At 73.8% G+C, this 21,342-nt stretch carries 14 protein-coding genes; 10 read left to right on the top strand and 4 right to left on the bottom strand.

The window, feature by feature from the left end; genetic code table 11:
- Positions 1-181 precede the first annotated feature (181 nt).
- From ACWEGE_RS31855 to ACWEGE_RS31845, 3 genes are all read left to right on the top strand, one after another.
- The gene (locus tag ACWEGE_RS31855) at positions 182-511 is read left to right on the top strand and encodes a hypothetical protein (protein WP_449664145.1); all 330 of its coding nucleotides are present in this window, start codon (positions 182-184) and stop codon (positions 509-511) included.
- 403 nt (positions 512-914) lie between these two features.
- Positions 915-2,039: a S1 family peptidase gene (locus ACWEGE_RS31850; RefSeq protein ID WP_449664144.1), complete on the top strand. Its 1,125-nt coding sequence runs from the start codon at positions 915-917 to the stop codon at positions 2,037-2,039.
- A 101-nt stretch (positions 2,040-2,140) separates the two neighbouring features.
- Complete coding sequence (locus ACWEGE_RS31845; RefSeq protein ID WP_449664143.1) at positions 2,141-2,692, top strand: dihydrofolate reductase family protein; 552 nt, start codon at positions 2,141-2,143, stop codon at positions 2,690-2,692.
- On the opposite strand, the gene ACWEGE_RS31840 is transcribed toward ACWEGE_RS31845, so the two are convergent.
- From ACWEGE_RS31840 to ACWEGE_RS31830, 3 genes are all read right to left on the bottom strand, one after another.
- Entirely contained in the window at positions 2,689-3,279 is a 591-nt protein-coding gene (locus tag ACWEGE_RS31840) for a TetR/AcrR family transcriptional regulator (RefSeq protein WP_449664142.1), read from the bottom strand. The two genes, ACWEGE_RS31845 and ACWEGE_RS31840, sit on opposite strands and share 4 nt — an antisense overlap.
- 4 nt (positions 3,280-3,283) lie before the next feature.
- Positions 3,284-4,153: an alpha/beta fold hydrolase gene (locus ACWEGE_RS31835; protein ID WP_449664141.1), complete on the bottom strand. Its 870-nt coding sequence runs from the start codon at positions 4,151-4,153 to the stop codon at positions 3,284-3,286.
- Positions 4,154-4,415: 262 nt separating this feature from the next.
- Complete coding sequence (locus tag ACWEGE_RS31830) at positions 4,416-4,862, bottom strand: YybH family protein (protein WP_449664140.1); 447 nt, start codon at positions 4,860-4,862, stop codon at positions 4,416-4,418.
- Between the two features lie 50 nt (positions 4,863-4,912).
- On the opposite strand from ACWEGE_RS31830, the gene ACWEGE_RS31825 reads away from it, so the two are divergent.
- A complete protein-coding gene (locus ACWEGE_RS31825; protein ID WP_449664139.1) occupies positions 4,913-5,551 on the top strand; it encodes a TetR/AcrR family transcriptional regulator in 639 nt (212 codons plus the stop codon).
- 68 nt (positions 5,552-5,619) lie between these two features.
- A complete protein-coding gene (locus ACWEGE_RS31820) occupies positions 5,620-6,129 on the top strand; it encodes a VOC family protein (RefSeq protein WP_449664138.1) in 510 nt (169 codons plus the stop codon).
- On the opposite strand, the gene ACWEGE_RS31815 is transcribed toward ACWEGE_RS31820, so the two are convergent.
- Entirely contained in the window at positions 6,126-6,551 is a 426-nt protein-coding gene (locus ACWEGE_RS31815; RefSeq protein ID WP_449664137.1) for a DoxX family protein, read from the bottom strand. The genes ACWEGE_RS31820 and ACWEGE_RS31815 overlap by 4 nt on opposite strands.
- A 519-nt stretch (positions 6,552-7,070) precedes the next feature.
- Here ACWEGE_RS31815 and ACWEGE_RS31810 point away from each other — a divergent pair.
- The 5 genes from ACWEGE_RS31810 to ACWEGE_RS31790 all read left to right on the top strand — a co-directional run bounded on the left by ACWEGE_RS31810 (position 7,071) and on the right by ACWEGE_RS31790 (position 21,334).
- Positions 7,071-8,336, top strand: a complete 1,266-nt coding sequence (locus tag ACWEGE_RS31810; RefSeq protein ID WP_449664136.1) for a PucR family transcriptional regulator — start codon at positions 7,071-7,073, stop codon at positions 8,334-8,336.
- A gap of 103 nt (positions 8,337-8,439) precedes the next feature.
- Positions 8,440-8,670: a hypothetical protein gene (locus ACWEGE_RS31805; RefSeq protein ID WP_449664231.1), complete on the top strand. Its 231-nt coding sequence runs from the start codon at positions 8,440-8,442 to the stop codon at positions 8,668-8,670.
- Between the two features lie 434 nt (positions 8,671-9,104).
- Complete coding sequence (locus tag ACWEGE_RS31800; RefSeq protein WP_449664135.1) at positions 9,105-12,542, top strand: beta-ketoacyl synthase N-terminal-like domain-containing protein; 3,438 nt, start codon at positions 9,105-9,107, stop codon at positions 12,540-12,542.
- A 57-nt stretch (positions 12,543-12,599) separates the two neighbouring features.
- Complete coding sequence (locus ACWEGE_RS31795) at positions 12,600-16,043, top strand: amino acid adenylation domain-containing protein (protein WP_449664134.1); 3,444 nt, start codon at positions 12,600-12,602, stop codon at positions 16,041-16,043.
- Positions 16,040-21,334, top strand: a complete 5,295-nt coding sequence (locus ACWEGE_RS31790) for an SDR family NAD(P)-dependent oxidoreductase (protein ID WP_449664133.1) — start codon at positions 16,040-16,042, stop codon at positions 21,332-21,334. Before ACWEGE_RS31795 ends, ACWEGE_RS31790 begins: the two co-directional genes overlap by 4 nt.
- Positions 21,335-21,342 lie beyond the last annotated feature (8 nt).

Below are 21,342 nucleotides of genomic sequence, written 5' to 3'. Positions count from 1 at the left end.
GGCAGCGGGTTCGCGGGCTCGAGCGGGGAATCCGCCATCCGACCAGTGGCCCGGGCTAGCCCGGATGGAGCAGCGGGGTGACTTTCCGCTGCGCGCCGGTTCACTGGCCCGATGAATTGCCGGTAATTCTCGCGCACTTCTACGCTCGTGAAGTCGGGTTCTCGGCGGTTGAGGAGTGGCGATGTTCAGGAAATGCGCGGTTTTCGCGATCGCGGTGTTTTCCCTTTTCGGTCTGTCGGTCGTGCCGGCGGCCGCGGCGACCGGTGATTTCGCGCCACCCGGCTGCTTCGGCGAGCGCTACGGAACCCTGTTCGGACAAGGGGTTTCCGTCAGCTGCTTCCCCGGCTCCGGCTACGGGTACCGGGTTCTCGCGCAGTGCTCGAACGGCTCCGCGTTCTGGCTGGTGGTCGGTCTTCCGGTGCCCTACGGATTCGGCCCGGCGACCGCCGAGTGCTCCGGTGCACTGCTCGTGCCTGCCCGGGTGATCCGCTACCAGGTCGACGAAATCTGATTGGGGTACGGAACCGCCCGGCCGCCGTTTTCCGGCGGCCGGGCGGCGTCGTGCCCGTATTCCGGCCGCCGGATCGGGCGGCCGGAGGGACGGCCGGGCACCTTCGGTGCCCGCCAGACTCCCGTTCGGGGCGTCGTCCGGTGCAGCGTGTTCTACTTGGTTCAGACCTTTGCGATGCCGCGACGAAGGGGTGGCGGACACGGCGCGGGCGGCCCGGTGGCCGGTCCGCGTTCCGGTCGTTGCCGGGAAAAGTCTTTGCCTCGTAACGGGTTGGGACCATCCATAGTGGAGGCAAGGCCGGGAGTTCCGGACAGAAGACCGGACAAATCTGGACCCGGCGCGGGGTCGGCCCGCACACTCTGCGGACGGTGTGTTTCTTTCCCCCGGCCTTGGAGGAGTTCCCATGCGTCGAAGAATCGCCCTGACCCTCGGCAGCGCCGCCGCCGTCCTCACCGCGTCCCTGACCGCCCTCACGCCCGCCGTCGCCCAGGCCTCGCCCGGGCTGATCGCCGCCATGCAACGCGATCTGGGGCTCACCGCCGCCCAGGCGTCGGCCCGGCTCACCCAGGAAATGACCGCCGCCCGGGTGCTGCCCGCCGCGCAGCAGGCGGCCGGCACCGCGTTCGGCGGCGCGTGGTTCGATCCCGCGCGGGGCAAGCTGGTCGTCGGCGTCACCGACCCGGCCGCGTCGGCCGCCGTCCGGCAGGCCGGTGCCGAACCCGTCGCGGCGCGGACCAGCGCGGCGAAGCTCGACGCCGCCAAGGCCGCGATCGACGCGTCGGCCAAGGCGGACCCCGCCCCGGCCGCCGTCACCGGCTGGCGCGCCGACCCGCGGGCCGGCAGCGTCGTGGTCACCGTGCGGCCGGGCGCGCGCGGCGCCGAAGTCGACGCCTTCCTCGCCCGTGCGGCCAAGGCCGGGCCGGTCACGGTGGCGACCGCGCCGGCCGCCGAGCCCTTCTCGGCCGGCACCGTCGGCGGCGACCCGTACTACATCAACGGCAACACCCGCTGCTCGATCGGGTTCTCCGTGCAGGGCGGGTTCGTCAGCGCCGGGCACTGCGGCGGAGCGGGCAGCTCGGTCGTCGGCTGGGACGGCTCGTGGATGGGCACCTTCGCCGGCTCCTCCTTCCCCGGCAACGACTATTCGTTCATCCGCATCGGCGGCGGCTGGTGGACCGCGCCGGTCGTGCTCGGCTGGGGCACGGTGAGCGACGCGCTCGTCCGCGGGTCCTGGGTCGCGCCGGTCGGCACGTCGGTGTGCCGCTCGGGCTCGACCACGCACTGGCACTGCGGCGTCGTCGAAGGCCAGAACGAGACGGTCAACTACGCCCAGGGCGCGGTCTACCAGATGACCCGCACCAACGTCTGCGCGGAGCCCGGCGACTCCGGCGGCTCGTTCATCACCGGTGACCAGGCCCAGGGCGTCACCTCCGGCGGCTGGGGCAACTGCGGCTCCGGCGGCGAGACGTGGTTCCAGCCGGTGAACGAGATCCTGCAGACCTACGGCCTGTCGCTCGTCACGGCGTAGAAAACCTGACGGCGGCGGTGCGATGAATCCGTCGGCCGCCGCCGGTAGGTACCGGTGCGGCCGCGCCACCGGGGTGCGGCGAAGAGACACCGGGAGCGGACATGAGCGTGATCGTCGTCGAGTTCACCACCTTGGACGGCGTCGTCGAGGACCCGGACGGCTCCGGCGGCACGCCCGCGGGCGGCTGGGCCTTCCGGCACGGCGGGCCGGAGGCCGTGGCCGGGGACAAGTTCCGGCTCGGCCCGCTGCTCGACAGCGGGACCCTGCTCTTCGGCCGCTCCACCTGGGAGCTGTTCGCGAAGCTCTGGCCCGGCCGGACGGGCGAGTTCCCCGACCGGCTCAACGCGGCCCGGAAACTGGTGGCATCGCGCACGCTGACCGATGTGACCGCGTGGCAGAACTCCTCCCTGCTGCAGGGGGATCTCCTCGAAGCGGTCAAGCACGCGGAAGGCGACCTGATCGTCATCGGCTCGATCGGGATCGTGCGGGAACTGGTCGAGCACGACCTGGTCGACGAATACCGCTTGCTGGTGTTCCCCACCGTGGCCGCGGAAGGCCGGCGGCTCTTCGACGGCGCGGCGCCCGCAGACCTGCGGCTGGTGTCGAGCACGCAGGTCGGGCCCGCGGTCCTCGGCACTTACCGGACGCGCTAGGTCCGCAGCAGGCTCCCGAGCCAGCCGCCGAGGACCTGCTGGACCTCGGCGCGGGTCCGCGCCGGGTCCTCGGCCGCGGCGATCATCCGCGCCGCTTCCATCACCGCGCTGAGCACGAGCTGCGCCAGGGCGCGGACGGGCGTTTCCACGATCAGCCCGTCCGCCCTGGCCCGCTCCAGCACCGCGACGATCAGGCCGAGGCCGTACTCCGCCTCGATTTCGCGCCAGACGTCCCAGCCGAGCACGGCGGGGGCGTCGGTGAGCGAAATGCGCCGGACCTCCTCGCGCAGGCAGGCGTCGAGGAAGACGCCGAGGCCGCCCAGCATGCCGGAGAGCGGGTCCGGGCCGGCCGCGAACGCGGCCTGCACCTCTTCGGTCAGCTCGCGTTCGAGCTCCTCGACGACGGCGCGGAACAGGCCCTGCTTGTCGGCGTAGTGGTGGTACAGCGCGCCGCGGGTCACCCCGGCGGCGCGGGTGATTTCGTCGGCCGGCACGGCCTGGTAGCCGCGGGCGGCGAACAGTTCGCGCGCGGCCGCGACCAGGGCGGCCTTCGTGCCGGCGGAACGGTCCTGCTGGGTACGTCGCACGCGCCTAATCTGCCATGACGCCCGCGAACTCCACGACGTGGCGGGCCAGCACCGCGGGCTGGTCCTCGGACACGAAGGTGTAGGAGTCCGGTATCTCCACGAGTTTCGCCGCCGGCAGCAACGCGGCGAGCCGGCGGGCCAGCCGGATCGGGAACAGCCTGTCCTCGGTCGCCCACGCGAGCAGCACCGGCCGGTCGAAGGTCCGCAGCTTCTCCGCGGCGGCCAGCGTGTGCCGCGGGTGCACGGCCTTCAGCAGTTTCCGCAGGTCGCGCTGCACTCCGGCGGACTTCCGCAGCGGGGCGAGGTACGCCTGCGCGACGGCGTCCGGCAGCGGGCGTTTGACCACCCAGCCGAAGAGGACCGGCAGCGGGTACAGCGCCCGGATCCGCAGCAGCTGCCCCAGCACCGCCATCGAGCCCGGGATCCGGGCGAGCGGCGGCAGCGCCTTGAAGACCGGCGGGAAGAAGTACTCGAAGCAGTCGGACGGGGTGAGCACGACCCGCCCGACCCGCTCCGGGCGGCGGGTGAGCAGGATCTGCGTCAGCGCGCCTCCGGTGTCGTTGGCGACGAGCGTGACGTCGCGCAGGTCCAGCGCCTCGAGGAAGTCGGCGATGACGTCGGCGTTGCCGGTGGGGGAGAGGTCCGCGTCCGCGCGCATCGGGAGCTCGTGCGCGCCGAGCGGCAGATCCGGGGCCAGGCACCGGAACCCGCCGTCGGCGACGTCGGGGACGACCTTCCGCCACAGCTCGGCGTTCGTCAGCACCCCGTGGACGAACACCACCGGGGCGCCCGTGCCCCGCTCGAAGTAGCGCACCTCGCCGGCGGGCAGCCGGACGCGGTGCTCCTGACCCAGGGATTCGCTGCGCTTCGTCATGCGGCCAGGTTACATACGTGGTGTATGTATGTAAATGCGCAAGGGAGGCGGACCGCATGCGCTGGGGAAGTGGCCCGATCGGCCGGATGCTGCGGTGGTGCCCCGGGACTTGGCTTCGGGGAAAGGTCGGATCCGGGGGCACCACCGCCCGCGGGACAGCTGACACGGTGTCCTGCGGTGGACTCACCCTACGAACCGCCGGGGGCGCTGACCAGGGCCTCGATGCGGTGTCGAAGGTTTGTCGCCCGGTCGGTCACCGGGCCTACCGAGAGTGGGTCCCGGTCAGGGTTTCCTCCGGTTCGGGTTCGTCCGGCGGCCGGTCGGCGTGGCGGTGGACGATCTTCCACTCGCCGTCTTCGCGGCGGTACACGTGGGTGGCGCGCAGGGTGTAGGTCGTGGGCCTGCCGTTGACCGACACCGTGTTGTGCTCGAAGCCGATGGTGTACGCCAGGTCGCCGCTCGCGCCGGCCGCGACGACTTCGAAGCGGTAGTCGAGCGAATCGGAGAACTGGGCCGCGACACGCTTGAACGCTTCGCTGACGTCGGGCCAGCCGGTCCGGATCGGCAGCCAGGCCCCGAACAGGCTCACCGGGTCGGCCTGCGACCACAGCGCGGCGCGCGGTTCCTGGTCCCCGTTGTGGATGGCCCGCTCGGCGGCGGTCTGCCGCGGCAGCACGTCGGCCAGGAACGCGTCGGTGGGTGATGGCATGATGACTCCAATACAGTCGTGCTGTTTTCAATACAGTGAGGATGTATCGGATGAGCGGACCCGTCAAGCGCCAGTACGACTCGAGCCGGCGCCGGGAACAGGCGCGGGAGAACCGGCGGCGGATCCTGGTCGCGGCGCACGAGCTGTTCGTCACGCGCGGTTACGGCCGGACCACCATCGCCGACGTCGCCGCCAAAGCGGGAGTCGCTCCCGAGACGGTCTACGCGGCCTTCAAGAACAAGCCCACGCTGTTGCACCGGGCGTGGGACGTAGCCGTGGGCGGCGACGACCGGGACGTGCCGCTGCTGGAGCGTCCCGAGCTGCGGGCCGTGCTCGCCGAGTCCGACCTGCGGGCCCGGTTCACCGCGCTGGCCGTCTTCAACACCGCCGCCATGCGGCGGACCGCGCGGCTGCACCTGGCCGTGCGCGGCGCGGCGGCGAGCGAACCCGCGGCGGCGGCGATGCTCGAGGAGATCGACCGCCAGCGGCTGGCGGCGATGGCCGAGCACGCGCGGGCCGCCGCCGGTACCGGGCAGCTGGCGGTGGCCGAAGAGGAGTGCCGGGACGTGCTCTGGTCCACCACGGACGGGACGCTGTGGCACCAGCTCGTCGAGTGGCGCGAGTGGTCCGACGAGCGCTACGCGGCCTGGCTCGGCCGGCTGTGGGGGACGGTCCTGGTGGCCGGTTGACCGGTGCTGAACATGCGCTTAACATTCAGTTGAAACTTCAACCGAACTGCGCGCAGCACGGAGCCCCGATGTCGATCTTCCGCCTGAACCACGCCGTGCTCTACGTCCGGAACCTGGCCGAAAGCGTGGCGTTCTACCGGGACGTGCTCGGCTTCGGGTACATCGACGGCGGTGACGCGCACCCGGGTGCGGCGTTCCTGCGGGCGCCCGGGTCGGCCAACGACCACGACCTCGGCCTCTTCGAGATCGGCCCGGACGCCGCGGAATCCGGCGCGGGGCGGACTTCCGTCGGCCTCTACCACCTCGCGTGGGAGGTCGACACCCTCGGCGACCTCGAGCGGCTCGCCGCCCGGCTCGGCGAAGCGGGCGCGCTGGTCGGCTCGTCCGACCACGGCACCACGAAATCCCTGTACGCCAAGGATCCCAGCGGGATCGAGTTCGAGGTGGTCTGGATCATCCCCCGCGACCTGCTGACCGACGAAGACCGCGCGTCGAGCGGGCGGCTCGACCTCGCGAAGGAGCTGGCGAAGTACGGTCCCGACGCGCGCAGCGGCGTCGGGATTTCCCGTCCCTCCTAGACCGTGGCGCCTTCCCGGCTCGGCTCGGAAGACCGCTGCCGGACCGACAGGTTGCCCAGCGCGAACCGGCCCGCGCCGATGAACGCGATGAGCAGCAGCGACCAGCAGAACAGCGTGGCCGCTTCGCCGCCGTTCTGGATGGGGAACGGGCCGGTCGGCAGGTGGACGACGAAGTAGGCGTAGGCCATCGAACCGGACCCGATCAGGGCGGCGACCCGGGTGCCGAGGCCGACCAGGACGAGCACGCCGCACACGAGCTGGATGACCGCGGCCCACCAGCCGGGCCAGGCCCCGACGGCGGCGGTGGACTTCGCGCCGAACAGGCCGAAGAGCGTCTTGAGGCCGTGGCAGGCGAAGAGGAAGCCGATGACGATGCGGTAGAGCCCGATGACTTGTTCGCGGGCCGGGTCAAGGCGGTGCATGGTGCCTCCGGGGAGCGGGAGAGGGCGGCATCGAACCGGCCGGGAGGGGTCCGGCCGCGTGCGAATTCGAGTCACCCAGATATACCGCCCGTGGAGAGTTGCCACAAGCGCCAATCGTCGTGTAAGCGAGTTTCGAAAACGTTTACCCGCTGGTCTTCGCCGTGCAACCACCTTGCGGGGCAAGGCAAAGCCGCCGTACGGGTGATCTTTCCGGCGTGGTCCAGACCAGTGGATAATCTGGTCCGCTTCTTTCGGGATTGTTTTCGAGTCTTTCGATGCGGCTGCTTAACGGTCTACTTAACAAATGGTGGATCCGAATGTCGTATTCGACGCACCCGAATGATGTGTTGATCGCACGGGGCCGGGTGCCACTCGTCCACATCGGAGGGGGAGCCGTCCCGGCCCGGGCCGGCGGCGGGCGCCCGGCACCGGCCGGCGTCCGCCGGTCGCGGAGCGGACGTTCGACATGATCGACGAGTTCCTCGGCCGGCTTGAGGAGGTACCCCCTAAAGTGGCTCCATGGTGGACGAAGAAGCCGTCACGGAGCGCATCCAGCAGATCGCCGCCACCCTCGCGGACCGCGCGGGCGAACTCACCGGTGAGCTGGTCCAGCTGTACGCCACCGACCTGCCGCAGCTGGTCAACGACGACGAGCGCATGGTGAGCCTGCTGTCGGCGAGCGTCTACCAGAACATCGAGACCGCGCTGCAGATCTTCCGGCACGGCATCGACCCGGCGGGCGTCGAGCCGCCGGCCGCGGCGGTGGAGTACGCGCGCCGGCTGGCCCAGCGCGGCACCCCGGTGTTCGACCTGATCCGCGCATACGACCTCGGACAGGCCGCGATGCTCGACTTCGGGTTCCAGGAGTGCATCCGGGCGGTCGACGACGCCGCGCTGCTCGGGGCCATGATGCGCCGGCTGCTGCGGGTCGCCTACGAGTTCATCACCCGGGTCGTCCGCCAGCTCGTCGGCGTCTACCAGGACGAACGCGACCGCTGGCTGCTCAACCGCAGTGCCGCGCGCGCGGCGAAGGTGGCGGACCTGCTGGGTGAGAACGGCGTCCCGCCGGACGTCGACGCGGCCGAGGCGGTGATCGGCTACCGCCTGCGGGGCACGCACGTGGGGATGATCGTCTGGCACGCGTCGGAGGCCTTCGTCGACGACGCGCTGTCGTTGCTGGAGTCGGTCGCGGGCGAGGTGTTCGCGCGCGTCCGAGGGCAGGGCCGTCCGCTGTTCGTCCCGCGGGACGAGGCCAGCGCCTGGGTGTGGCTCCCGCTCGCGCCGGGCGCGACGATCGGCCGGGAGCACCTCGACGCCGCGCTCGCCGGCGCCGCCGCCGGGGTGCGGGTGACCGTCGGCGACCCGGGCACCGGGGTGGCCGGCTTCCGCGACACCCACCAGCAGGCCCGGCGGGTGCACGCGCTGGCGCTGGCGGCCGGCGAGCACTGCGACCGCGTGCTGACCTTCCGGGAGGTCGGCACGGTGGCGCTGATGACGAGCGACCTGAACGCGGCCCGCCTGTGGGTCGCGAGCACGCTCGGGCCGCTGGCCGCCGACGACGAGAACGGGGCCCGGCTGCGCGAGACCCTGCGGGTGTTCCTGTCCTCCGGCGGTAGCTACACCGCCGCGGCGGCCGAGCTGACGATGCACAAGAACTCCGTGCAGTACCGCGTCCGCAAGGCGGAGGAGCTGCTGCCCCGCGGGCTCGGCGAGGGCCGGCTGGACGTCGAGCTGGCGCTCGCCCTGTGCCGCCGCCTGGGCTCGGCGGTGCTCTCGCCGTCGTGACTTTGGTGTCCGGGACCACCGGTGCCCAAGATCGTTGGGCCGTCGGCACGAAGCCGCAGTGCCGATCTTCGCCTACCTTGCTGGCATGGGTGAGAACGGTGGGATGCTCGCACTGGTGCGGCTACGCCGAGGCGTCGTCGGCGAGAGCAGACGCGTCTGCCACCTGATCCCCGTGCCCGCCGGTCCGGTGCCGGAGCACCTGACCGCCTTGTGCGGCGAGGCGATCTTCCCGGCCGAGGCCGAGGTGCTGGACGGGCTGCGGGGCATGCCGTGCCACGCGTGCCTGGTGCGCAGCGCGCCGCCGGGCCCGGGCCTGCTGGCCAACGCCGGCTGAGCTCACCACGCAGCCGGGCACCGGCCCGCGCGGACACCCGCGTGAGCCGGACCGGTGCGCTCCGCGACTGAATCGATTTCGTAAACCGCCGCCCGTCGGGAGGGTGGCGGGACAAAGCGGTCGAATTGATTGTCGGTGAATATCCGACCGGGACGGCGGGCGAATTCGAATTCGCGATCACGTCGAGTAGCCGGCCGACTGTCCACTGTGGCGATCAAGGCGGATTCCGCTGTGGATGACGTGGGAATCTGCGACGTCTGGTCCATGTTCGATAGGTCATTCGGCTGAACTCTGCGGATTACGTACCCATGGACGGTCTCGTGACCCTTAACCTTGCGTGATTCTTCGTCAATCGCACTGGGGAGTGAGATGAAGTCGACGTCACCGCCTTGGTTTCCGCGCGCCCATTCGCCGTCGGGGGCCGACCGCCGGCGATGACGCAAGCCGGAATTCTCAGACGTTTCGCGGAAATCTCCCGGCGCAGCCCCGATCGGATCGCCGTCCTCGAAGGCGGCTCGGCGGTGAGCTACGGCAGGCTGGCCGCGCTGGCCGGCGGGCACGCCGCCCGGCTGCTCGACGCCCGTGTGCGGCCGGGGGAGTTCGTCGGCCTGGTCACCGGGCACGGCACCGCCGCCATCTCCGCGATCCTCGGCACGCTGGCCGCGGGCTGTGCCTACGTCCCGCTGGATCCGACGTTCCCGCGGGACCGGCTCGGCCACCAGGTCGCCGCCGCCCGGGTGTCGGCCGTGCTGGCCGACGCCGAGCACCTCGAACTGGCGGAAGCGCTGTGCCGCACCGGGGCCGCCCGGGTGGTCGGGTCCGAAGGGGACACCGCGCCGCTGCCGGTGCCCGACCCGGACCCGGGCGCGCCGACCTACGTGCTGTTCACCTCCGGCTCCACCGGCACGCCGAAGGCGGTCGCGCAGACCCACCGCAACCTGCTGCACGTGGTGGACAACCAGATCGCGACGCTCGGCATCACCGCCGCCGACCGGGTCAGCCTGCTGGCCTCCTTCGGCTTCGACGCGGCCATCCCCGACCTCTACCCGGCGCTGCTGACCGGCGCCGCCGTGGTGCCGGTCGACGTCCGCGCCCACGGCGTGGCCCACGCGGCCCGCGAGCTCGCGCGGCACGAGGCGACCGTCTACCACTCGACGCCGACGGTGTACCGCTACCTGCTCGACGCCCTCGACGGGGACCTGCCCTCGGTGCGGACCGTCCTGCTGGGCGGCGAGCAGGCCACCTACGCCGACGTCCGCCGCGGCCGGTTCGCACCCGGGTGCGTGTTCGTCAACGGCTACGGCGCCACCGAGGTGACCTTCGCCGCCCAGTACCGCCTGACCGCCGCGGACGTCCGCGAAGACGCCACCGGGCCGCTGCCGATCGGGACCGCGCTGCCCGGCTACACGCTCACCGTGCTCGAGGGCGGCGAGCTCGAAGTCAGCGGCGAGTACCTGGTCGACGGCTACTTCGACCAGCCGAGCCCGGCGTTCGGCACCACCGGCGCCGGTGTCCGCAGCTACCGCACCGGCGACCTCGGCCGGGTCCTCCCCGACGGGAACGTGGTCTGCCTCGGCCGGCTGGACCGGCAGGTCAAGGTCCGGGGGTTCCGGATCGAGCTGACCGAGGTCGAGGCGCGGCTCGGCGAACAACCCGGGGTGGCCGAAGCGCGGGCCATCGTCCGCGACGGGGAGCTGCTCGCCTACGTCGTGCCGGCGGCCGGTACCCGTCCGGACGGGACGGCGCTGCGGTCGGCACTGGCCGGGGTGCTGCCCGCGCACGCGGTGCCCGGCGCCGTGACCGTGGTCGCGGCCTTCCCGCTCACCGTCAGCGGCAAGCTCGACGAGGAAGCGCTTCCGCATCCCCGGCCGTCCGCGGGCCCGGAACCGGCCGGGCCGGCGACCGCGGCGCAGCGCCGGGTGCACGCGATCTGGTGCGCGGTGCTCGGCCACGACCGGATCGGCACCGAGGACGCCTTTTTCGACGTCGGCGGCCACTCCCTGCTGCTGGGCCGGGTCCAGCAGCGGCTGGCCGCGGAGTTCGGGACCGACGTCCCGCTGCTGAGCCTGCTGGAGCACCCGACGGTCGCGGCGCAGGCCGCCTACCTCGAGCCGTCCACTTCGGACGCCGAGCCGGAAGCGGAAGCGCGGGGCGAAGACGAACCCGGCAGCGACCTGATCGCGGTCGTCGGGCTCGCCTGCCGGTTCCCCGGCGCGCCGGACGCGCAGGCGTTCTGGTGGAACCTCTGCGCGGGCGCCGACGCGATCCACGACCACACCGACGACGAGCTGGCCGCGCTCGGCATCGGCCCGGGCCTGCGGGCCGACCCCGCACACGTGCGCGCCGGGGGACGGCTCGACGGGGTCGAGGACTTCGACGCCGGGTTCTTCGGGTTCACCGCCGAGGAAGCCGCGCTGACCGACCCGCAGCACCGGCTCTTCCTGGAGACGGCGTGGCACGCGCTGGAAGACGCGGGCCGCGACCCGGCGCGGGAACACGGCCCGGTGGGCGTGTTCACCTCCACGGGCGTGAACCGGTACTTCCTGTTCCACCTGTTCGGGAACCCGGCCGTCACCGGCGACGTCGACCCCGACGACTGGGAAGGCAGGCTGGCCGGCCGCCAGCTGACCGACCACCTGCCCGGCCAGGTCGCCTACCGGCTCGGCCTGACCGGGCCCGCGGTGGCCGTCCAAAGTGCCTGCTCGAGCTCGCTCGCCGCGGTCGGCCTGGCCGCGCAGAGCCTCGCCGAATACCGCTGCGACCTGGCGATCGCCGGTGGCGTCAGCGTCACGTGGCCGCGCTACCGCGCCGGCGGCATGGTCTCGCCGGACGGCCGCTGCCGGTCGTTCGACGCGGCGGCCGACGGCGCCGGGTTCGGCTCGGGCGCCGGGGTCGTGGTGCTGCGGCGGCTGTCCGACGCCCTCGCCGACCACGACCACATCCACGCCGTGCTGCCCGGCTGGGCGATGACCAACGACGGCGGCGACCGCGCCGGGTACGCCGTGCCCAGCCCGGCCGGCCAGGCCGCTGCGGTCGCCGAGGCGCTGGCCGTGGCCGAGGTCGACCCGGCCGAGGTCCGCCTGCTCGAGGCGCACGGCAGCGGCACTCCGCTGGGCGACGCCATCGAGGTGGCCGCGCTCAACCGGGTGTACCGGGACGTCCCGGCGGGCACCTGCGCGCTCGGCTCGGTCAAGACCAACATCGGCCACCTCGACGCGGCCGCCGGCGTGGCCGGGCTGATCAAGGCGGTGCTTTCGGTGCGCCACGGCGTGATCCCGCCGAACCTGCACTTCACGGCACCGCACCCGGAGGTCGACCTGGCCGGCGGGCCCTGCTACGTGCCGGTCAAGGCCGCCGACTGGCCGGACGTGCCGCGGCGGGTGGCCGGGGTGAGCGCCTTCGGCATGGGCGGGACCAACGTCCACGTGATCGTCGAAGAAGCACCGGCGCCCGGGCCGCGGGTGAGCGCCGGCGGCCCGCACGTCCTGCCGGTGTCCGCGCGGACCCCGGAAGCCCTGCGCCAGGCGCTGGCGGCGGTGCGGGACCGGCTCGCGACCGACCCGCCGGACCTGGCCGACGTCGCCTACACCCTCGCCGTCGGCCGCCGGGAGTTCGGGGCCAGGGCCGCCGTGGTCGCGACGACCGCGGCCGAGGCCGTCGAAGCACTTGACGCGCTGCTGGCGGCCGGGACCGACCTGGCCGGGCCGCCCGGCGCGGCCCGGGAACTGGCCGCCCGCTGGGTCGGGGGCGCGAGCGTCGACTGGGTGGCCCGCCACGACGGCGCGCGCCCCGGCCGGGTGCCGTTGCCCGGCTACCCGTTCCAGCGCAGCAGGTTCTGGATCGACCCGCCGGCTCGGGGACACCACCCGTGAGCCGCACGCACGACCACACGGCCGCCACCGCGGCCGTGCCGAACTGGGGAGTTCACGTTGACCGACACGTTGCCCGGCACGGGCGCCGACGGCCTGGCACTGTCCGATGCGGACTCGACCGTCGCCGGGCTGATCCTGGCGCAGGCGGAGCGGACGCCGGACGCGCTCGCCGTGCGGCAGGGCACCACCCGGCTCACCTACGCTGAACTCGTTGCCGCGGCCTGGGGTGTGGCGGCGGCCCTGCGCGAACGCGGGACGGGCCCGGAATCCCGCGTCGGGGTGTGCGCCCACCGGACGCCCGCGCTGGTGACCACCGTCCTCGGGGTGCTGTTCTCCGGCGGCTGTTACGTCCCGCTCGAACCGGGCGGGCCACGGGCCCGGCTGTCCGGGATCGTCGAAGACGCCGGCGTCTCGCTGGTGATCGGGGACGCCGCGGTCGCGGAGTTCGGGCCGGCGCTGGGGATCGACGTCCCGCCGCCCGCCGCGCCCGGGGTCTGCCCGGCCACCCCGGACAGCACCGCGCACGTGCTCTACACCTCCGGGTCGACCGGGCGCCCGAAGGGCGTGCTCACCACCCACCGCAACATCGTCGCGTTCGCGACCGGGTTCGCCGGGCGGCTGGGTGTCGGCCCGGACACCCGCACGCTCGGCATCGCCTCGCCGGGGTTCGACGCGTTCACGATGGACGTCTTCGTGCCGCTGACGACCGGCGGCTCGGTCCAGCTGGCGAGCTCGGCCGACCGGGCGGACCCGGACCGGCTGCGCCGGTTCGTCGTCGAGCACGACGTGAACTGGGGGTTCATCACCCCGACGCTGCTGGCGCTGCTGGACCCCGCCGACGTGCCCGGCTGGCGGACCGTCGCCTGCGGTGGCGAGCCGGTGCCCGCCGAGCTGGCCGCCCGCTGGCTGCCCGGCCGCCGGTTCTTCAACGTCTACGGCCCGACCGAAACGACCGTCGTCGTGCTCACCGACGAGGTGACCGGCATCCCGGCCGACCCGCTGCCACTGGGCACGCCGACCCCGGGCCACCGCGCGGACGTCGTCGACGCCGACCTGCGGCCCGTCCCACCGGGCGAGGTGGGCGAGCTGGTCGTCGGCGGGCCCGGCGTGGCCGCGGGCTACCTGAACCGCCCGGAGCTGACCGCGCGCCGGTTCGTCGACGACCCGGCCGCGCCGGGGGAGCGGCGCTACCGCACCGGCGACCTGGCCCGGCTGCGCCCGGACGGCAGGCTGGAGTTCGCCGGCCGCGCCGACCGCCAGGTGAAGGTCCGCGGCCAGCGGATCGAGCTCGGCGAGGTCGAAGCCGCGCTCGGCGCGCACCCGGACGTCGACGCCGTCGCGGTGGAGGCGGTGCCGGGGCCCGGCGGGACCCGGCTGGTCGCGTTCCTCACCCCGGCGTCGGCACCGTCCGACGAGGACATCCACGCCCGCACGGCCGACCGGCTGACCGAGGCGATGCGCCCGGCCGCGATCCGGCGCCTGGCCGAGCTGCCCGTCAACCCCGTCACCGGCAAGATCGACCGGGCCGCCCTGCGCGCGCTCGCCGAGAGCGAGCCCGTGGCGGCGGACGCGCCCGCGTCGCCGCTCGAAGCGGTGTGGCGGAGGGTCCTCGGTCCCGGCGCCGGGACCGGCTTCCTGCTCTCCGGCGGCGACTCGATCTCCGCGATGCGGCTGGTCGCGGCCCTGCGCACGGAGTTCGCCGCCGACGTGTCCGTCGAGGACGTCTTCGCCGGGCGGACCCTGGACGGGCTCGCGCGCCGGGTGGCCGAGGCCGCCCCGCTCGTCGGGCCGGGCCTGACGACCGGGCACGCACCGGCGTTGTCCCCGCCGCAGCGGCGGCTGTGGTTCCTCGACCAGCTCGCCCCGGACGCGGCGCCGTACAACATCGCGATGGCGTTCCGGCTGGCCGGTCCTCTCGACGTCGTGCGGCTGCGAGCGGCACTGGCGGCGGTCGCCGAGCGGCACGACGTGCTGCGCTGGCGGATCCGCCCGGTCGACGGCGTCCCGCGGGCCGAGTGCCTGCCGCCGGGCGAGGTGCCCCTGCCGGTCGTCCCGGTGACCGCCGGCGCCGTGGCCGCCCGGCTGGCCGCCGACGCCGCGACGCCGGTGCGGCTCGACCGCGAACCGCCGTGGCGCGTGCGGCTCTACGAGCTGGGGGCCGACGAGCACGTCCTCGGGGTGACGCTGCACCACGCGGTGTTCGACGGCTGGTCGCAGGAGCTGCTCTGCGCCGACCTGGCCGCGGCCTACCGCGGCGAGGAGCTGCCACCGCTCACCGCGTCCTATGCGGACTACGCGGTCTGGCGCGCCGACCGCGACCGCCGCCGCGAAGCCGTCGACCTCGCCTGGTGGACGGCCCACCTGGCCGGTGCGCCGTCCACTGTGGACCTGCCGCGGGACCGGCCGCGCCCGGTCGTGCAGACCTACCGCGGCGCCAGTCACCACCAGGGCTTCCCCGGCGGCGTCGCCGAGGCCGTCGCGGACCTGGCCACGCGCACCGGGACCACCCGCGCCGGGGTGGTGCTGGCCGCGTTCGGGCAGCTGCTGCACCGGCTGACCGGCGGGGACGACCACCTGGTCGCCACCGTCGTCGCGGACCGGCAGCTGGCCGAAACCCAGGACGTCGCCGGGTTCTTCGTGGACATCGTCCCGGTGCGGCTGCGGGCCGGGGCGGCGGACTTCACCACGCTCGTGCGGAACAGCGGTGAGGAGCTCTTGGCCGCCACCGCGCACCCGGCGGCACCGATCGACCGGCTCGTGGACGCCCTCGGCGTGCCGCGCGACCCGGCGCGGGCGCCGCTCGTGCAGGTGATGGTCAACGTCCTGAACTTCACCGAACCCCGGCTGGACCTTCCCGGGGTGCGCGGGACGTGGCTGCCGGTCGAAAAGCCCGGCTCGCCGTTCGACTTGACGGTCTACGTCCTCGAGCACGGGATCGAGCTGCTCTACAACCCGGATCTCTTCGACGCGGGCCGGATGGCCGCGCTGGCCGAGGACTTCACGGCGCTGCTGGCGGCCCTCGTTGCGGAGCCGGACCGGCCGGTCGCGACGTGCGCACCCCGGCTCCCGCGGCCCGCCGTCCGGGCCGCCGCGCCGGGCGCCGCCGCCCGGCTCCCGGCCCGGGCCGATCCGGCCCCGGTCACCGATCCGGCCGCGCTGGCCGCGACCGAGGCGGTCATCGCCGGAGTCTGGCGGGAGGTGCTCGGCCGCGACGCCGTCGGCGTGACCGACAACTTCTTCGACCTCGGCGGGCATTCGCTCGCACTGGCCCGCGTCCACGCCGAGGTCACCGCCCGGCTCGGCCGGCGCATCCCGATCGTGGACCTCTTCACCCACCCCACCGTCCGCGCCCTCGCCACCCACCTGCAGGCGCCGGCCGCACCCGGTCCGGAGCTCGCCCGCGCCGCCGAGCGGGTCGCTGCCCGCCGGGGGCGCACCCCGTCCAGAAGACCCCGCCGCAGTGCCGGCACGACCGGCCAGGAACAGGAGCGACCGCTGTGACCCACGACCTCGAACCCGACCCCGGCACCGAGCCGATCGCGATCGTCGGGATGGCCGCGCGCGTGCCCGGCGCCGGCGACCTGCGCCAGTTCTGGCGCAACCTCGTCGACGGCGTCGAGTCCGTCAAGCCCGCCACCCGCGAGGAACTGCTCGCCCGCGGCGCGGATCCGGCCACTTTGGACGATCCCAGCTGGGTCAACGCCACCACGGTGGTCGACGGCTTCGACGAGTTCGACGCCGACCTGTTCGGCATGACCAGCCGCGAAGCCGAGATCACCGACCCGCAGCACCGCGTGTTCCTCGAAGCCTGCCACTCGGCGCTGACCGACGGCGGCTACGACCCGGCCCGCTACCCCGGGGCGATCGGCGTCTACGGCGGCACCGGGCGGACCGGCTACCTGATCGAGAACCTGCTGCGCAACGAGCGGGTGATGGCCTCGCAGCACGGCGGCATCGGGATGTCGACCGGCAACCAGCCGAGCTACCTGACGACGTCGGTGTCCTACAAGCTGAACCTGCGCGGCCCCAGCCTGGCCGTCCACACGGCGTGCTCGACGTCGCTGGTCGCGGTGCACCTGGCCTGTGAGGCCCTGCGCAACGGCGAATGCGACATGGCGCTGGCCGGCGGCGTCAACCTGGAGATGCCGCACGGCATCGGGTACATGGGCGTCGAGGGCTTCACCTCGCCGGACGGGCACGTCCGCGCGTTCGACGCCGGCGCCAACGGCACGGTGTGGAGCAGCGGCGTCGGCGTCGTCCTGGTCAAGCGGCTTTCGCAGGCCCTGGAGGACGGCGACCACATCCGGGCGGTCGTGCTCGGCAACGCGATCAACAACGACGGCGCCACGAAGGTCGGCTTCTCCGCGCCGAGCGTCGCGGGCCAGACCGAGGCCATCGCGCAGGCGGTCGGCATGGCCGGGGTGAACCCGCGCACGATCGGCTACGTCGAGGCGCACGGCACCGGAACCGCGCTGGGCGACCCGATCGAGATCACCTCGCTGTCCACTGTGTACGGACACGGCATCGCGGACACCGGCTGGTGCGCCATCGGCTCGGTGAAGTCGAACATCGGCCACCTGTCCCAGGCCGCCGGCGTCGTGGCGCTGATCAAGACCGTCCTCGCCATGGAGCACGGGCTGATCCCGCCGACCATCAACTACGAAGAACCCAACCCGGGCATCGACTTCCCGCGCAGCCCGTTCCACCCGGCGCGGACGGTGACCAAGTGGGAGGCGGCCGACACCCCGCGCCGGGCCGGCGTCAGCTCGTTCGGCGTCGGCGGCACCAACGCCCACCTGGTGCTTGAGGAGGCGCCGGCGCCGCAGCGGCGGCGCCGTCCGCACCCGGCGCACCTGCTGCGCGTGTCGGCGAAGACGCCGGAAACCCTGGCCACCGCGGTCGAGCGGCTCGCCGAGCGGCTGGCCGGGGACGTCGACCTCGACCTCGCCGACGTCGCGCACACCCTGGCCGCCGGGCGCACCGAGTACCCGCACCGCGCGGTGGTCGTCGCCCGCGACTCCGAGGACGCGGTCGACGGCCTGCGGGACCCGCGGCGCCTGCTGACCGCGCAGGCGGCCGAGCTCGCCGAGCTCAAGGTGGCGTTCCTGTTCTCCGGCCAGGGTTCCCAGTACGCCGGGATGGGCGCCGAGCTGTACCGCAACGAGCCCGTGTTCGCCGCCGCCGTCGACGAGTGCTGCGAACTGGCCGGCGTCCCGGGCCTGAAGGAGCTGATCCTCGACCGCGGCGGGGACGCGGAGTTGCGCGAGACCCGGTACACGCAGCCCGCGCTGTTCGTCGTCGAGTACGCGCTGGCCACGCTGTGGCGCAGCTGGGGCGTGCGGCCGGGCGCGATGATCGGCCACTCCGTCGGCGAGTACGTCGCCGCCACCGTCGCCGGGGTGTTCACCCTGGCCGACGCCCTGCGGCTGGTCGTCCGGCGCGGCGAGCTGATGCAGGCGATGCCCGCCGGGTCGATGCTCGCCGTCCAGCTCGACGAAGAGGCGGTGGCGAACCGGCTGCCCGAGGGGCTCGCGATCGCCGGTGTCAACGGCCCCGGCACCTGCGTCGTCGCCGGGCCGTCCGCCGCCGTCGCCGACTTCGCCGCGTTGCTCAGGTCCAGTGACGTGCAGTGCCGCGAGCTGGTGACCTCGCACGCCTTCCACTCGCCGATGATGGACCCGATCCTGGCGGAGTTCACCGACGCCGTCGCCGCGGTGCCGCTCTCGGCGCCGTCGCTGCCGTTCCTGTCGAACCTGACCGGCGGCTGGATCACCGATGCCCAGGCGACCGACCCGGGGTACTGGGCCGCGCACCTGCGCCAGGCGGTCCGCTTCGGCGACTGCGTGCGGACGCTGTTCGCCGGCGGTGACCGCTGGGCGCTCGTCGAATGCGGGCCGGGCCACCAGCTGGCCGGGCTCGCCCGCGGCCAGGTGCCGAAGGGCCTGCCCGCGCCGCAGCCGAGCCTGCCCGGCCGCACCGACCGCGAAGGCGACGTCGAAACGCTCTACGCCGCGGCCGGTCTGCTGTGGACACACGGGGTGTCCGTCGAGTCGATGGTCCCCGGGCACCGCGTGCCCCTCCCGGGCTACCCGTACGCGCGCAAGCGGTACTGGGTCGATCCCGATCCGGCCGGGACGGCCGCCGAGCCGGTGCGGCCGAGCGGGCCGCTGCCCCTCGACGAGTGGTTCGCCGTGCCGTCCTGGCGCCAGGCCGGGCCGGAGCTGCGGCGGGAGCCGTTCTCGTCCTGCCTCGCGTTCGTCGACGACGACGTGCTGCCGGGCCTGCTGCGGGACGCCGGGGTCACGGTCACCGAAGTCCGGCCGGGTGGCCGATTCGCCGCTGTCGAGGGTGGCTTCACCGTGCGGCCCGGCGTCCGCGAAGACTACGACGCCCTCGTCGCCGCGCTCGGCGACCGCCCGGAGCGGGTGGTGCACGCCTGGGCGCTCGGCGGGACCGAGACCGGGATGGCCGCGCAGGAGCGGGGGTTCTTCAGCGTCCTCAACCTGGTCCAGGCCTGGGGCGAGCCGATGCGGATCGACGTGCTGAGCGCCGGCACCGCCGACGTCACCGGAACCGACCTGACCCGGCCCGAACACGCCACCCTCGCGGGCATCGCCCGGGTGATCCCCCTCGAAGTCCCGGGTACGGTCGTGCGCCGGATCGACGTCGAGACCGGGTCCGCCGACGTCGTCGCCGAGCTGTTCGCACCGGCGGACGCGGCCGAGGTCGTGCTGCGCCGCGGCCGCCGCTGGCTCCCGGAGCACACGCAGCTCACGGTGCCCGAGACGGCGTCGCCGGTGCTGCGCGACGGCGGCCGGTACCTGATCACCGGGGGCACCGGCGGCATCGGCATCACGCTGGCCGAGGACTTCGCCCTGCGGGTGCGGGCCAAGCTCGTCCTCCTGACCCGGTCCGGCCTCCCGCCCCGCGAGGACTGGGCCGGGTACGCCGGCGACGACCGGACCGGCCGGGCGATCCGCGCGATCCGGCGGATGGAAGCGGCCGGGGCGGTGGTGCACGTCGTGGCCGCCGACGTCACCGACCCCGCGCGGCTGCGGGAGGTCCGGGAGCTGGCCGAGCGCGAGTTCGGCGGCCTCGACGGGATCGTGCACGCGGCCGGGCTCCCCGGCGGCGGCGTCGCCGAGGTCAAGGAGCGCGCGGCCGCGGAAGCGGTGCTGGCCCCGAAGATCGGCGGCACCCTGGCGCTGGCCGAGGCGTTCGGCGACCTGCCGATGGACTTCGTCGCGCTGTGCTCGTCGGTCACCGCCGTCTCCGGCGACTTCGGGCAGGTCGACTACTGCGCGGCCAACAACTTCCTCGACGCCTACGCCCGCGGTGACCACGGCTGGCGGGCCCGGGTCGTCTCGCACGACTGGGGCGGCTGGGACGAGGTCGGCATGGCCGCCGAAGTGGCAGCGCCGACGACGATCCGCAGCACCCGCACGAAGGCGGACGGCCCGGTCGAGCACCCGGTGCTCACCACCCGCACCGGCGAGAGCTGCCACGGCCTGGTCTCGGCGGCCGGGCACTGGCTGCTGGCCGAGCACCGGATCGCCGGCGTGCCGGTCGTCCCGGGCACCGGCCACCTGGAGACCGTGCGGGCCGCCGTCGAGGCCGCCCTGCCGCGGCCCGGCGACGGCCACGTCGTCGAGCTGCAGGACGTCGCCTTCCTGGAGCCGTTCTCGGTGCCGGAAGGCACGGTCGCGGAGTACCGGGTCGCCTTCGACGGCGACGGCTTCACGGTGACCAGCCGCGCGGCCGGGGTGACCAAGGTGCACGTCCGCGGCTCGGCGGGCTGGGTCGCGGCACCCCCGACGTCCACTGTGGACCTCGACGCGGTGCGGGCCAGGACCAGCGTGCTCGACGACGGCAACGCCTTCGGCACCGGCCGGACCAGCATGGTCACCTTCGGCCCGCGGTGGGCCGCGCTGCGCACCCACCACGTCGGCGCGCACGAGGAACTGGCTTCGCTGATCGCACCGGACGCGGCGGCCGGCGACAAGGGGTGGGGCCTGCACCCGGCGCTGCTCGACGTCGCCACCGCGTTCGGCCGCGGCCGGGGGAGCGGCACGTACCTGCCGATGAGCTACGGGCGGGTGGTCGTGCACGCCCCGCTCCCGGCGAGCTTCCACAGCCACCTGCGCTACCGCGACTCCGGCGGCGACCAGGTGATCGCCGCCGACCTGACGCTCTGCGACGACACCGGCCGCGTGCTGGTCGAGATCGAGGACTTCGTGCTGCGGCAGGTCGACGAGAACGCGGTCGGCGGCGGGCTGACTGTCGCGCGGAAGTCCACTGTGGACTCCACGGGGATCCGGCCGGTGGACGGCGCCGAGGCGTTCCTGCGGGCCCTGACGCCCGGCCTCGGCGGGCAGGTGGTGATCAGCACCCGCCCGGTGCGCGACCTGTTCGACCGCCGGGTGACCGCCGAAGCGCTCGAAGAAACCGAAGAGGCCGCGGAGCCGGTGTCGCCGCAGGCGCAGGACGGCTACGTCGCCCCGCGCACCGACCTCGAGGCGGAGATCGCCCGGCAGTGGGCCGAGGTGCTCGGCGTCGAGCGCGTCGGCGTCCACGACGACTTCTTCGCCCTCGGCGGCAACTCCCTGGTCGCCATCCAGCTGATCGCCCAGGTCCGCAAGACCACCGGCGCCCGGCTGGCCATGAAGACGCTGTTCGAATCCTCCACGGTGGCCGCGCTGGCCGAGCGGATCGGGGAACTGCGCGGCGGCGCCCCCGCGCCCGCCGCCGAACCCGCCCCGGCCGCGACCACCATCCCCAAGCTCGAGCGCTGAAGCAGGAG

The sequence above is a fragment of the Amycolatopsis sp. NPDC004747 genome, from assembly GCF_053601335.1.
The sequence above is the reverse complement of the archived record's forward strand: the minus strand, read 5'-3'. Positions and strand labels throughout refer to the sequence as shown.